Raw genomic sequence first — 12,648 nt, 5'->3', positions numbered from 1 at the left:
TGTCAAAATTACTTCATAGGTGACTGTGCGTTTAGTTTCGAACAATCAGTTTTCGCTACTTCGCAGTATGTATCTAATGCGTATCTTATCGAGATCGTGCAGGGACGAACTATGTATATAATTTTCGATCTTACAAATTGTCTTAGTTGCTCGATTGGATGTTATCCGATAAGATGAATAGTTAGAAGTATACGTTATAAAGAAAGGTTGAAATCATTGAATACGATTGAACAAGCAATTGAAATGATCCATGCAGGGGAAATAGAAGAAGCTTTATCATTACTTAATGAAACGGCAATTTCAGCTGATATAGATACGAAGCTTGAGATTTCTCAGATCTTTGTAGAATTAGGAAATCATGATTTAGCGGAAGCAGTTTTAGAAGATATCTTAAACACTGAGCCAGGTAATAGTGAGGCAAAAATATTATTAGCAGATATTATGACTGATGATAATAAAGATGAACAAGCGATTGAACTTCTGAATGAAATACAAGATGGTGATGATAATTTCCTGCAGGCACTAGTGCAGCTTGCAGACCTATATCAGGCACAAGGGCTATTTGAAGTAGCAGAACAAAAGCTGTTGATAGCTAAAAATATTGCACCAGACGAACCAATCATTGACTTTGCATTAGGTGAATTATTATTTTCTTCAGGAGAATATCATAAATCAATTGTTTATTACGAAAAACTAAAAAGTAAAACCGAAGAATTTGCCGGTGTTAATATTGCCAGTCGCTTAGCGGAAGCATACGCGTTAAATGGTGAATTTGAGTCTTCTCTTCATTACTATCAATCATTAGATACAGAAGATCCTGAAACCCTTTTTCGTTATGGTTTTTTAGCTTATAAATCTGAGCGATATGAAATCGCAATTCAGGCTTGGGAAAAATTATTGGAAGAAGAATTAGAATATCCTTCTGTCTATTTGTATCTGGCAAAGGCATATGAAGAAGAAGGTATGCTTGATGAGGCATATCAAGCAGGTAATCAAGGGGTAGAAATGGACCCGTTTAATAAAGAAATGTGGTTTACGGCAGGCCGAATCACTTTAAAAACTGGCAACACAGATCAAGCATTTGATTTAGTGAAAAAAGCGATATCGTTAGATAATGAATACCAGGAAGCACTGTTGTTCCTTGTTGAAGCCTATAAAAAACGGGAAGACTATGATGAAATTATTCACTTATTAACAGAACAGGTTGATATTGAACCGTTAGATGGTATTTTTTATTGGGAGCTTGCGAAAGCTTATAATGAGGAAGAAGAGTTTAAACAGGCATTAAATGCATACCAAAATGCATACAATAAAATAAAGCAAGATACCGACTTCTTAAAAGATTATGGATATTTTCTAGTAGAAGAAGGGAGGACCAGTTTAGCTCTAGAAATATTTGAAGAGTATCTGGTTTTAGAACCATCAGATTTCGATGTTCAACAATATGCCGAAAGGCTGAAAGATCAAAATAATGATACTCTCTTTTAAATGGAGGGGAAGTGAAAATTGGAAACTTCAATTCGTGTGGAGGATAAGAAGTCATTTATTCAGTGGTTTTTAGGGAATTATCAACTAAAAAAACGAGAAAGTGTTTGGATTCTTAATTATTTATTAAACCATGAACAACTATTAGAGCATGTTCATTTTGTGTTAGAAGCACGATTCTGTCCAAGAGCTATGATTATTTCGACGCATTGTTCAAAAGAAATAGCTTTTCGTTTTTATAAAAAGCATATTGTAACAACAGATGCGGATAAATCGTTTCATGATATTCGATTACATGCCAAAGAACCTATATATATCCAACTTAATTTTAAAGATTCCAAACAGTGTATCCCTTATATGAAAGTATTGGAGGATAATCCGTTTATTCCTGATGACTACTTCTTGACTAAAAGCGATAAAAAGATGGTAGAACAATGGTTAGCTTATTCGTTATATGAATATAAAAGAGAAATGTTACTCCAAAATATAAATGAGGCATTAGATCAGAAAAATCAACAATTGTTTGAACATTACTCTGATCAATTGAAGAAACTGGAAGCATCTTATATTATTAAGAAGTGAACAGATTGTTTGAACGGGAGCCCCATTCCGAAAGGGATATTCCGTTTCTTTTTGTGAATTTTTGTCAACTTGGCATCACGCCAAGTTTTACATGTTCTAATAACGATAAGGAGGAGGATAATAGATGCGGTGGAAAAAAAAAGATCTGAACATGTTTTTTCAATCAAAAGAATATATTGATACGCTCTGTGTACCATTAATACCTCTGGATTTACAAACAGAGTCGGAGGCAACCAAATTAGCTGATCAATATACGTCATTACAGATTATATCAGATGAATTAGAAAGAAATTATACGGGTAGAATAATGCTAAGTCCAACTTATACATATATACGAAGCACAAACTATGAGAACGAGAGTGCTATTCTTAATCAGTGGACAAGCATGCTTTCCAATGATCATTTTAACCATATATTTCTCCTTACATATGATGTGAACTGGAAAAAACATGAACGTATGCTTAATAGTAATTTGATATGGCTAACAGCTAGCACTATTGATGATTACCAATCGGACCAGACGAAAAAATGGATAAACGAACAAGTAATTCAGATCAGTGAGTTGATCAGAAGCTATTGGTAACAGTTGTTTCTTAATAGAAATTAGATAATATAAATTAGATTTTATTGACCAGTTCAAAAGTTTACGCTATCATAGTAATGTCCTAGTAATATATAAGAGTTTATAATCCATGAAGTCGGAATATGTGTAGAGGGGGGTAAATGATGTCAGAGAAAAAACAACAAGTGTCCCGTCGTCAATTTCTAAATTATTCATTAACAGGCGTCGGCGGTTTTATGGCTGCTAGTATGTTAGCGCCAATGGTTCGCTTTGCTATTGATCCAGTTTTACAAGCTACTGGCGGAGAAGATATGCATGCTGTAGTTGATGTATCAGAAATTACGGAAGAGCCTCAACGTTTTGATTGGACCGTTGAGCAAGTCGATGCTTGGTATACATCAGACGTAACTCACAGTGCGTGGGTTTACAAAGATGAAAATGATGAAATCGTAGCGCTATCACCAACATGTAAACACCTAGGTTGTGCAGTGAATTGGGCTGGTAATCCAGATTATCCTGATCAATTCTTCTGCCCATGTCATGATGGTCGTTATTACAAAAATGGTTTGAATGTCCCGGATACACCGCCAAATGCGGCATTAGATTTATTTGAATACGAAGTAAAAGACGGAACGTTATATCTAGGAAATGTTAAAGAGAATCCGGTTCAGGAAGGAGGGGCTTAATAAATGCTACAGAAGATTTATGACTGGATTGATGATCGTGTGGACATAACGCCGCTGTGGCGAGATATTGCAGATCACGAAGTACCAGAGCATGTTAACCCTGCACATCATTTTTCAGCGTTTGTATATTGTTTTGGAGGCTTAACTTTCTTTGTAACAGTCATCCAAATTTTATCAGGTATGTTTTTAACGATGTATTACGTACCGGATATTGAAAATGCATGGCGTTCTGTTTATTATCTACAAACAGAAGTAGCACATGGACAAATCGTAAGAGGTATGCACCACTGGGGTGCGAGTGTAGTTATTGTAATGTTATTTTTACATACGTTGCGTGTTTTCTTTCAAGGTGCTTATAAGAAACCACGTGAGCTTAACTGGATGGTAGGTGTCCTTCTTTTCTTTGTTATGCTTGCACTAGGATTAACAGGTTACCTATTACCATGGGACAATAAAGCATATTTTGCAACGGTAGTAACACTTGAAATCGCGGAAGGTGTTCCGTTCATAGGAGAGATGGCTAAAACATTACTTAATGGAGATCCATCTATTGTCGGGGCCCAAACATTAGCTAGATTCTTTGCGATTCACGTGTTCTTCTTACCAGCAGCACTATTCGTGTTGATGGCTATTCACTTTATCATGATCCGTAAACAAGGGATTTCTGGTCCGCTATAAACTAGAGCTAAAGAAGGAGGGATAGCAGTGAAACGAGGAAAAGGGATGAAGTTTGTTGGCGATTCACGTGTTACAGCTGACAAACAAAAGTTTATTCCGAAAGATTATTCGGAATATCCTGGTAGAACAGAAGCGTTTTGGCCAAATTACTTATTAAAAGAGTGGTTAGTAGGAGCGGTATTTTTAGTAGGTTTCTTATGTTTAACCATTGCACACCCTGCACCATTAGAGAAAATGGCTGATCCTACTGATACTAGTTATTTACCATTACCAGACTGGTATTTCTTATTTTTATATCAATTATTGAAATATAAATTTGCAAGTGCTCAATTCTTTGTATTGGGTGCAATAGTTATTCCTGGACTAGCATTTGGTGCGCTTTTCTTAGCACCATTCCTAGACAAAGGAAAAGAGCGTCGTCCACATAAACGACCAATTGCCACAGGGTTAATGCTTCTTAGTTTTGCTGCAGTCTTCTGGTTAACTTATGAAGCAGCTGCACACGTTGACTGGGAAGAAAAAGCTGAAAACAACAAACCAGAGTGGCCGGATGATCAACCATCGGTCGAAATAGATGAGTCTGATCCAGGTTATGCACTGTATGAAGAGAACAGCTGTATTAATTGCCATGGTGGAGATCTTACCGGTGGGGGAGCAGCACCAGGATTGATTGGTATTGACTTAGATGTTGAAGAAATTAAAGATATTGCTGTTAATGGTGTTGGTACAATGCCTGCTGATCAATTTCAAGGAACAGACGAAGAATTACAAGAGTTGGCAGAGTTTATCGTATCTGTGAACGAAGAAGCTTCAGAAGAAGAATAAATCAAAACCCTCGCTCGTAATATGCATGAGCGAGGGTTTTTAATAGGATTCAATTATATCTGTTAAGTTGATAAGTCCATCTTTGATCATGCTTGATATTTATTCAAAAAAAAAGAGGAGAAATATATGATACTGCAAAAAATATTGTTCCACCCATATTTTATTGCTCTTTTATTTATTGTGAATCTACTAGGTACTATTTATGGATATTTTTGGTACGGGAACCAACTAAGTGATACACCTGTTCAATTTCTTGCATTTGTTCCTGACAGTCCAACAGCAAGTCTATTTTTCACATTGTTTCTACTTTTTCTGTTAATAGGGAAGCATGTACCAATTATTGAAGCACTTGCATTTACTTCACTTGTGAAATACGGGACCTGGGCTGTTGTTATGAACCTATTAACACTTTATATTAGTGGAGATTTAAGTTGGCAAGGATATATGTTAATCGCTTCTCATGGAGCGATGGCCATTCAAGCATTTTTGTACGCACCACTTTATAAGATTAAATTAGGTCATTTAGCGATTGCTGCCATCTGGTTATTACATAATGAGTTAATTGATTACGTATATGGTATGATGCCTGTTTACGGTAGCTTAACTGATTACCAACAACATATTGGCTACTTTACTTTTTGGTTATCGATTATCACTATATTCACCGTTTATCAGATATCGGTAAAGAAAAATATTAGACAATTATAAACGCTAAAAACCAACTGTCATAGTCCGTTTGATTGATCAGTAAATACATAAATGCGAAGTAAAAAAAGTGAGGTTTTCTCCCATTCTGATTAATGATAAGTGCTCACATGCGCTCCGGCAGAATACTGCGCTTTCCGTGGGCTCGGCTTCAGCTAACTTGGTGAAAAAAGGCACTTCACCAAGTGGATCTTCAGCTCTCGTGCGTCCCAAAGGTGTCTCCGTATTCTGCATCCGCTATGTTTAGTGTCTTGATTATCGAAAGAATGGAACATCAGGAATGAAAATCTATGGATCTTCTGTCTTTTTATCAGAACACTATTCTAAGCTGCGGGAAAAATGCGAGACTCCTGTGGGAAAGGAACAGTCTGAAAACCCTTTTTGATGCACTTGTTTCTCCTAGTAAAGCTTCGAAGTAGGCTTCCTCGGAGCAAGGGAGCAAAGATGTTTAATCAAGAAGTTCCCTGGCTGAAGTGTTCCCCACGGAAAGCGAGTACTTTTTCCACAGCGGTGCTTAGCACTCAACTAGAATCAGAATGGAGGAGAGCAAATCCATGTCTAAGTTACTTCGTAGTTTATGGATTGTGTCATATTAATAAGATTTTCTAAAAGTTCACAAATTATAAAAGCGGTTTTGTGCGTGCTTTTGATTCGTTCTGATTCGAATGCATAACTACTACAGATCTTTCATACATTTTTAAAAAGAAAGATGGAAGAAGGGGTAGTTGTGCGAATTATTTATGTGTTTTCATTTTTTTTCATCTCACTAGTAATACAAGCTTTTCATCCATTCGATCTTTCTGCTCAAGATCACGATCATTATATGTACACCTTTGAACGGCTTGTACAAGAGCAACGTTATGATGTTGCGGTACAAATTATCGAAAATAATCAAACGACCATTTTACAAAGAGTTGCAGAAGAAAAGAGAACATATGAACCAGTAATGAAAGAATATCTTGATAAATGTCTCCATGTACTTCAAGATGAGCAAACAACGGAGTCAGAGAAATCGTTAGTAGCGCAACAAACCATTATTTTATGGGATGCTATGATTTCTGATAGTGCTCCATTATGGACATCTTGGAAGTATGAATTAGATGACAAAATGAATAAACTATTAGATCAGGAGCAAGTAAGTCAAGCTGAAATGGAGGAGATTGTCTATTATGTGGAGGCAATATCCCCAGTTGTGGAATTGCATTTAAATGATCAACAATATCAAGATTATCAACAGTCATTAAGTGTCATAACGAATAGTCATCAATCATATGACGAAATCGAATTAGAAGAATCATTTTCACAAATCTCTAAGCTTAATATTGACACGCTTAATAATGCAAATGCTCATTATACAAAGTGGCTAATATTTATCGTATTCGGTTTTATTTTCCTGAGTTTATCTTATGTTGCCTGGGCAAAATACAGGGGAGACTCAGTATAAACATTTTAATTGACATAATGTCACTGTTTGACTAAAATTGACCTTAGAAAGATGTTTTTTTGATGGAGGAATGAAAATGCTAGGATATTTTGTCTATCTTGCTATCTTAATTCTTGTGCCACTGTGGGCACAATCGAAAGTGAAAAACACCTATAAGAAGTATTCACAAGTCATGAATTCTAACATGGTAACAGGTGCACAAGTCGCTAGAAAGATCTTAGATGATAATGGTTTATACGATGTAAGTATAGAAGAAACAAAAGGTATGCTGTCTGATCATTATGATCCTCGGAAAAAGGTAGTTCGTTTATCTAGTGGTAACTATCATGGTTATTCTGCAGCAGCAGCAGCCATTGCCGCTCACGAAGTAGGGCATGCAATACAAGATGCTGAATCATATGCATTTTTACGCTTTCGCCATGCATTAGTACCCATAGCTGGTCTAGGAGATAAAATGTCATTTATCTTTATCTTAGCTGGAATATTCTTAGGAATGATGAACTTAGTGCTAGTTGGGGTAATCTTTATGTCGTTTGCGGTTCTTTTCCAACTGGTGACATTACCTGTAGAATTTGATGCCTCTAACCGTGCGATGGGGCAACTCGTTTCTTCCGGGATCATCCGTAATAACGAAGAACGACAAACGAAAAAAGTATTGAATGCAGCAGCATTAACCTATGTTGCAGCAGCTCTCGTTGCAGTAGCAGAGTTAATCCGTTTTGCTTCGATGTTTTTACTTGCAAATGAAGATTAATATTAAATATGATGAAAGACAGATGTGTATACATCTGTCTTTTTACTTTATCTCTGGAGGGTGTTAAATGTATAATAAAGAAAGTATGCAAGATATGCAAAAGAGAGTAGATCAGTATATTTCGCAATTTGAAGAAGGTTATTTTTCGCCATTAAGTATGCTTGCACGTTTCACAGAGGAAATTGGTGAGCTAGCACGAGAAGTAAACCATCATTATGGTGAAAAGCCAAAGAAAAATTCTGAAGACGATAATACGATCGAAGCAGAATTGGGAGATCTTCTCTTTGTGATGATTTGTTTTGCTAATTCGCAAAATATTAGCTTAAGTGACGCATTTGCAGAAACAATGAATAAAATCGAAACAAGAGACAAAGATCGTTGGACAAGAATAGCGAATCAGGAGGATAACAATGAATAAAGTAAAAGTAATTGTTGCAGGACCTAGAGGAAAGATGGGGAGCGAAGCTTTAAGAATGATTGAAAAACAAGAAGACTTGGAATTAGTCGCTTGTTTAGATCATAAATTTGAAGGTAAACAAATAAAAGAGTTTGAAGAGTTACCAAATTTAGATGCTGCAATCTATACCGATATTGAAACATGCTTTCAATCCGTGGAGGCAGATGTATTAGTCGATCTAACTACACCAGAATTTGGATATGTACATACCAAGACCGCCATTAATTATGGCATTAGACCAGTAGTCGGTACTACTGGCTTTACAGATGATCAATTACAAGAGCTGACTGATTTGGCAGAAGAAAGAGAAGTTGGGGTTATCATTGCACCGAACTTTGCTTTAGGTGCGGTACTGATGATGCAATTTGCGAAATGGGCAGCTAAATATTTTCCAGATGTTGAAATCATTGAAAAACATCATGATAATAAACTGGATGCCCCATCCGGAACTGCGGTTAAAACAGCATCATTGATTAAAGAAGTACGAGAGACGAAAAATCAAGGTCATCCTGATGAAAAAGAAACGATTGTTGGTGCAAGAGGTGCTGATGTCGATGGTATGAGGATTCATAGTATGCGTTTACCAGGTTTAGTTGCACATCAAGAAGTGGTATTCGGTTCTACAGGAGAGAATCTCACCATCAAACATGATTCGTTTCACCGCAGTTCCTTTATGACAGGAGTCAAGCTGGCGATTGATAATGTCATGAAACTCGATATTTTAGTTTATGGTTTAGAGAATATACTTGAGTAGGGAGAGAGCCAAATGAATATAGCTTTAATTGCACATGATAAAAAGAAAACGGATATGGTTAATTTTACGGTAGCTTATTCAGCAATATTGAAAAATCATACATTATATGCAACAGGTACAACTGGCAAAAGAATTAACGAAGCAACAGGTCTAGCAATTCAACGCTTTGAGTCTGGACCATTAGGTGGCGATCAGCAAATTGGAGCAAAAATTGCCACTAACGAAATGGATCTTGTTATATTTTTCCGTGATCCATTAACAGCTCAACCGCATGAGCCAGATATAAGTGCATTGATGCGTTTATGTGATGTTTATCAAATTCCTCTTGTTACTAATTTAGGAGGAGCAGAAGTCATGATAAGAGCGCTTGATGCAGGCTTTTTTGAATGGCGTAATATAAAGTCCTAAATACAAAATAATAGGTGGGTTGCCACATGCTAAAAATAGGAATTATCTGTTATCCATCTGTAGGTGGATCTGGAATTATTGCGACCGAGTTAGGTAAGATGCTAGCAAAACAAGGTCATGAAATTCATTTTATTACATCTAGTGTTCCATTTCGTTTGAATTCATTTAATCCTAATATATATTTTCACGAAGTAGAGTTAAATCATTATCCTGTTTTTCAATATCCACCTTACGATTTAGCTTTGGCAACGAAAGTAGCAGAAGTCATAGATACGGAGAAATTAGATATTATTCATGCTCACTATGCAGTGCCACATGCAATTTGTGCTATTTTGGCAAAGCAAATGGCAAAGCACCCAGTAAAAATTGTTACGACATTGCACGGTACAGATATTACCGTACTGGGAATTGATTTAAGCTTGAAAAAAATGATTCAATTTGGCATCGAACAATCAGATGCGGTTACCGCTGTATCTCATAGCCTGGTGAACCAAACGAAAGAGATGTTAGGGATTGAGCGCCCCATTCATGTCATCTACAATTTTGTGAATGAACTGGAATATCATACACAAAGCAAGGAAGAATTGAAACAAGAATTTGGAATTCAAAAAAATGAAAAAGTATTGATTCATATTTCTAATTTTCGAAAAGTAAAACGGTTAGAAGATGTTATTTACACCTTTGCTACCGTGTATAAAGAGACACCTTCTCGACTTCTGTTAATTGGTGATGGTCCTGAATACGGTAGAATATATGATCTAGTTCGAGAATTACAATTGGATCATGTAGTTCATTTCCTTGGTAAACAGAAAAATATTCCTTGTTTGCTTTCCATTGCAGATATTAAATTACTATTATCTGAGAAGGAGAGCTTTGGACTTGTCTTATTAGAAGCAATGGCTTGCGGTGTTCCCTGTATTGGTTCCAATGTTGGAGGAATTCCTGAAGTTATTAAAGACGGGGTAACAGGTTATATTGAAGAACTAGGAGATATAGATGCTTTTGCTGCAAGAACGCTAGAGTTAGTAAGTGATATGGATAAATGGCATTCATTTTCAGCCAAGGCAAAAGAAAGAGTCGTACAACATTTTTCATCGGATAAGATTAAACAGCAATATGAAGCGTTGTATGCTGAGGTGTTAGGTGAAAATAATGAAAGCTGAACTATTGAAATTAGCCCAACAAGTAGTACAAGAAATTCGAAGCTGCGGATTTCAAGCTTATATTGTTGGTGGTGCTGTTAGGGATTTGCTACTTGGTAGAACTGTTGATGATATTGATATCGCAACATCAGCTTATCCCGATCAAATACAGAAAATATTCCCAAAGGTGATACCTACTGGGATTGAGCACGGCACTGTTCTAGTACGTTATCAAAGCACATCCTTTGAAGTGACGACATTTCGAACCGAATCAAGTTATAGTGACTTTAGAAGACCAGATACAGTAAGCTTTGTTACGGATCTAAAGGAAGACCTTGCAAGAAGAGATTTTACTATGAACGCTATAGCGATGGATCAATCATTACAGCTGATTGATCCATATCATGGTCAAGTCGACATCAATAATAAATTGATTCGTACTGTCGGAAGAGCGCAGGAGCGTTTTTTAGAAGATCCTTTAAGAATGATGCGAGCAATCCGTTTTCAGAGTCAATTAGGGTTTGAATTGACCGCTGAAGTTTTACAAGCTATTGATGATAATAGAAAATGGCTAGACAAAATTGCGGTGGAAAGAATTGCAGTAGAATGGGAAAAAACGTTAAAAGGCACCTATTTCACAGATGCAAAACAATCACTATTTCGGACAGGTTTAGTCAACCACATTCCCATCCTATCTGAAAATAGTAACATACAAGAGTCATTTCAAACGTTGAATGGTCCACTGCCAAGCTTTGCGTCATTTATCGCTTATATGAATTTAAACGTATCAGACATAGCTATTTCTGATTGGACAAAAAAGTGGAAACTTTCCAATCAAATCAAAAAATCTAGTCGTTTATTAGTTCAACTTGTTCAAGATTACCCCAAAGAGCCATTCAATTGGGTGCTGTATCGATTACCTGAAGATTTAATTGAAGATTTCACGATATTGTGTACGACATTTCTTAGGAATCCGTTTACCCAAGAAGACATTAAAAAGTTACAAAAGAACTTAGTAATCAAAGATAGAAGTGAGTTAGCGATTAATGGACAAGACATTATTTCCTTTTTTCCTAACCGTGATAAAGGCTCTTGGATTCAGAACATGCTACTTGAAACGGAGAAGGCAGTTGTTTCGGAATTAATACAAAATGATAAAAAAGATATAAGAGAGTGGTTACAATATGACAAACAATAAACGCCACGAATTAATTTCCATATTGGCGGAACAAGAAGATCGATATATTTCTGGACAGGCATTGTCTGAGAAATTAGACGTATCCCGTACTGCTATTTGGAAACATATAAATGAATTAAAAAAAGATGGCTATCAATTTGATTCAGTGCCTAAAAAAGGCTATCGTCTTATAACTAAGCCAGAACAACTCAATGAAAGTACGATTAAATGGGGTTTAGAAACAGATTGGTTGGGTAAACGTATTGAATTCAGACAAGAATTAGCGTCTACGCAGGATTTAGCACATGCTTTAGCAAGAAAAGGTGCAGAACATGGTACGGTTGTTACGACTAGCAAACAATTATCTGGTCGTGGACGAATGGATCGGCGCTGGGTTTCTGATCATGATGGCGGAATATGGATGAGTATCATCCTAAGACCTAGCATTCCTCCACATCAGGCATCCCAAATGACATTATTTGTAGCTGTTACCCTAGTAGACACACTTGAGCGAGTCACAGGACAAAAGATCCAAATTAAATGGCCGAATGACCTTTTTATCGATGGAAGAAAGATCTCTGGCATCTTAACCGAAATGCAGGCAGAATTGGAAGCCATTCAGTATTTAATCATCGGTTTCGGAATTAATGTCAATCAGTTGTCTGCAGATTTTCCCGAAGAACTAAAAGGAAAATCTACTTCTCTCCGGATTGCTTCTGGACAGGAATGGAATCGGCGAGAAATTATTCAGCATATTTTACAGGATTTCGAAATAGCCTATCAGACCTATTTGCAAACCGGTTTTGAACCAATCAAAGCAAAATGGTTAGAGCACGCTTATAAATTAAAGGAAAAAATCCATGTAAAAACAAACCAAGAAGAGTATGATGCTACTGTCAATGGAATAACGAATGATGGGGCATTAGTTGTATTAAAGGACAATCAGGATGAAAAGGTTATTTATAGTGCAGAAATTACATGGTAAGGGG

15 protein-coding genes are annotated in these 12,648 nt (G+C 36.5%); all 15 read left to right on the top strand.

What is annotated here, in order from left to right:
• The first annotated feature begins 216 nt into the window (after positions 1 to 216).
• The 15 genes from GHT08_RS14015 (at position 217) to GHT08_RS13945 (ending at position 12,644) form a co-directional block, all read left to right on the top strand.
• A complete protein-coding gene (locus GHT08_RS14015; RefSeq protein WP_163582004.1) occupies positions 217 to 1,488 on the top strand; it encodes a tetratricopeptide repeat protein in 1,272 nt (423 codons plus the stop codon).
• A gap of 18 nt (positions 1,489 to 1,506) precedes the next feature.
• Entirely contained in the window at positions 1,507 to 2,067 is a 561-nt protein-coding gene (locus GHT08_RS14010; RefSeq protein ID WP_163582003.1) for a ReoY family proteolytic degradation factor, read from the top strand.
• A gap of 124 nt (positions 2,068 to 2,191) precedes the next feature.
• Positions 2,192 to 2,650, top strand: a complete 459-nt coding sequence (locus GHT08_RS14005; protein ID WP_163582002.1) for a DUF2487 family protein — start codon at positions 2,192 to 2,194, stop codon at positions 2,648 to 2,650.
• Between the two features lie 143 nt (positions 2,651 to 2,793).
• Positions 2,794 to 3,315 (top strand): QcrA and Rieske domain-containing protein, encoded by a 522-nt coding sequence (locus tag GHT08_RS14000; protein ID WP_163582001.1) that lies wholly within the window; start codon positions 2,794 to 2,796, stop codon positions 3,313 to 3,315.
• Between the two features lie 3 nt (positions 3,316 to 3,318).
• Positions 3,319 to 3,993: a menaquinol-cytochrome c reductase cytochrome b subunit gene (gene qcrB, locus GHT08_RS13995; protein ID WP_018933723.1), complete on the top strand. Its 675-nt coding sequence runs from the start codon at positions 3,319 to 3,321 to the stop codon at positions 3,991 to 3,993.
• 27 nt (positions 3,994 to 4,020) lie between these two features.
• Positions 4,021 to 4,818: a menaquinol-cytochrome c reductase cytochrome b/c subunit gene (locus GHT08_RS13990; protein ID WP_163582000.1), complete on the top strand. Its 798-nt coding sequence runs from the start codon at positions 4,021 to 4,023 to the stop codon at positions 4,816 to 4,818.
• A 126-nt stretch (positions 4,819 to 4,944) separates the two neighbouring features.
• Entirely contained in the window at positions 4,945 to 5,526 is a 582-nt protein-coding gene (gene lhaT / locus GHT08_RS13985) for a lipoprotein heptaprenylglyceryl N-acetyltransferase LhaT (RefSeq protein ID WP_163581999.1), read from the top strand.
• A gap of 724 nt (positions 5,527 to 6,250) precedes the next feature.
• Positions 6,251 to 6,967: a sporulation protein YpjB gene (locus tag GHT08_RS13980; RefSeq protein ID WP_163581998.1), complete on the top strand. Its 717-nt coding sequence runs from the start codon at positions 6,251 to 6,253 to the stop codon at positions 6,965 to 6,967.
• A gap of 76 nt (positions 6,968 to 7,043) precedes the next feature.
• Positions 7,044 to 7,721, top strand: coding sequence for a zinc metallopeptidase (locus GHT08_RS13975; RefSeq protein WP_163581997.1), 678 nt, complete (start codon positions 7,044 to 7,046; stop codon positions 7,719 to 7,721).
• A gap of 67 nt (positions 7,722 to 7,788) precedes the next feature.
• Complete coding sequence (locus GHT08_RS13970; RefSeq protein WP_163581996.1) at positions 7,789 to 8,139, top strand: nucleotide pyrophosphohydrolase; 351 nt, start codon at positions 7,789 to 7,791, stop codon at positions 8,137 to 8,139.
• On the top strand, positions 8,132 to 8,932 hold the full coding sequence (gene dapB / locus GHT08_RS13965) for a 4-hydroxy-tetrahydrodipicolinate reductase (protein ID WP_163581995.1): 801 nt from the start codon (positions 8,132 to 8,134) through the stop codon (positions 8,930 to 8,932). Before GHT08_RS13970 ends, dapB begins: the two co-directional genes overlap by 8 nt.
• A 12-nt stretch (positions 8,933 to 8,944) precedes the next feature.
• Positions 8,945 to 9,340, top strand: coding sequence for a methylglyoxal synthase (mgsA, locus tag GHT08_RS13960; RefSeq protein WP_018933730.1), 396 nt, complete (start codon positions 8,945 to 8,947; stop codon positions 9,338 to 9,340).
• A gap of 26 nt (positions 9,341 to 9,366) precedes the next feature.
• On the top strand, positions 9,367 to 10,503 hold the full coding sequence (gene bshA, locus GHT08_RS13955) for an N-acetyl-alpha-D-glucosaminyl L-malate synthase BshA (protein ID WP_163581994.1): 1,137 nt from the start codon (positions 9,367 to 9,369) through the stop codon (positions 10,501 to 10,503).
• Positions 10,493 to 11,680: a CCA tRNA nucleotidyltransferase gene (locus GHT08_RS13950; RefSeq protein WP_238343579.1), complete on the top strand. Its 1,188-nt coding sequence runs from the start codon at positions 10,493 to 10,495 to the stop codon at positions 11,678 to 11,680. Before bshA ends, GHT08_RS13950 begins: the two co-directional genes overlap by 11 nt.
• On the top strand, positions 11,667 to 12,644 hold the full coding sequence (locus tag GHT08_RS13945; RefSeq protein WP_163581992.1) for a biotin--[acetyl-CoA-carboxylase] ligase: 978 nt from the start codon (positions 11,667 to 11,669) through the stop codon (positions 12,642 to 12,644). The genes GHT08_RS13950 and GHT08_RS13945 overlap by 14 nt, the downstream gene beginning before the upstream one ends.
• Positions 12,645 to 12,648 lie beyond the last annotated feature (4 nt).

The organism is Gracilibacillus saliphilus (assembly GCF_010994085.1).
Lineage (GTDB): Bacteria > Bacillota > Bacilli > Bacillales > Amphibacillaceae > Gracilibacillus > Gracilibacillus lacisalsi.
The sequence above is the reverse complement of the archived record's forward strand: the minus strand, read 5'-3'. Positions and strand labels throughout refer to the sequence as shown.

Bases quoted from the DNA above. Each gene is read 5' to 3' on its own strand.
- GHT08_RS14005 (WP_163582002.1), top strand. From the start codon at position 2,192: ATGCGGTGGAAAAAAAAAGATCTGAACATGTTTTTTCAATCAAAAGAA.
- GHT08_RS14000 (WP_163582001.1), top strand. From the start codon at position 2,794: ATGTCAGAGAAAAAACAACAAGTGTCCCGTCGTCAATTTCTAAATTAT.
- qcrB (WP_018933723.1), top strand. From the start codon at position 3,319: ATGCTACAGAAGATTTATGACTGGATTGATGATCGTGTGGACATAACG.
- lhaT (WP_163581999.1), top strand. From the start codon at position 4,945: ATGATACTGCAAAAAATATTGTTCCACCCATATTTTATTGCTCTTTTA.
- GHT08_RS13975 (WP_163581997.1), top strand. From the start codon at position 7,044: ATGCTAGGATATTTTGTCTATCTTGCTATCTTAATTCTTGTGCCACTG.
- GHT08_RS13970 (WP_163581996.1), top strand. From the start codon at position 7,789: ATGTATAATAAAGAAAGTATGCAAGATATGCAAAAGAGAGTAGATCAG.
- dapB (WP_163581995.1), top strand. From the start codon at position 8,132: ATGAATAAAGTAAAAGTAATTGTTGCAGGACCTAGAGGAAAGATGGGG.
- mgsA (WP_018933730.1), top strand. From the start codon at position 8,945: ATGAATATAGCTTTAATTGCACATGATAAAAAGAAAACGGATATGGTT.
- bshA (WP_163581994.1), top strand. From the start codon at position 9,367: ATGCTAAAAATAGGAATTATCTGTTATCCATCTGTAGGTGGATCTGGA.
- GHT08_RS13950 (WP_238343579.1), top strand. From the start codon at position 10,493: ATGAAAGCTGAACTATTGAAATTAGCCCAACAAGTAGTACAAGAAATT.
- GHT08_RS13945 (WP_163581992.1), top strand. From the start codon at position 11,667: ATGACAAACAATAAACGCCACGAATTAATTTCCATATTGGCGGAACAA.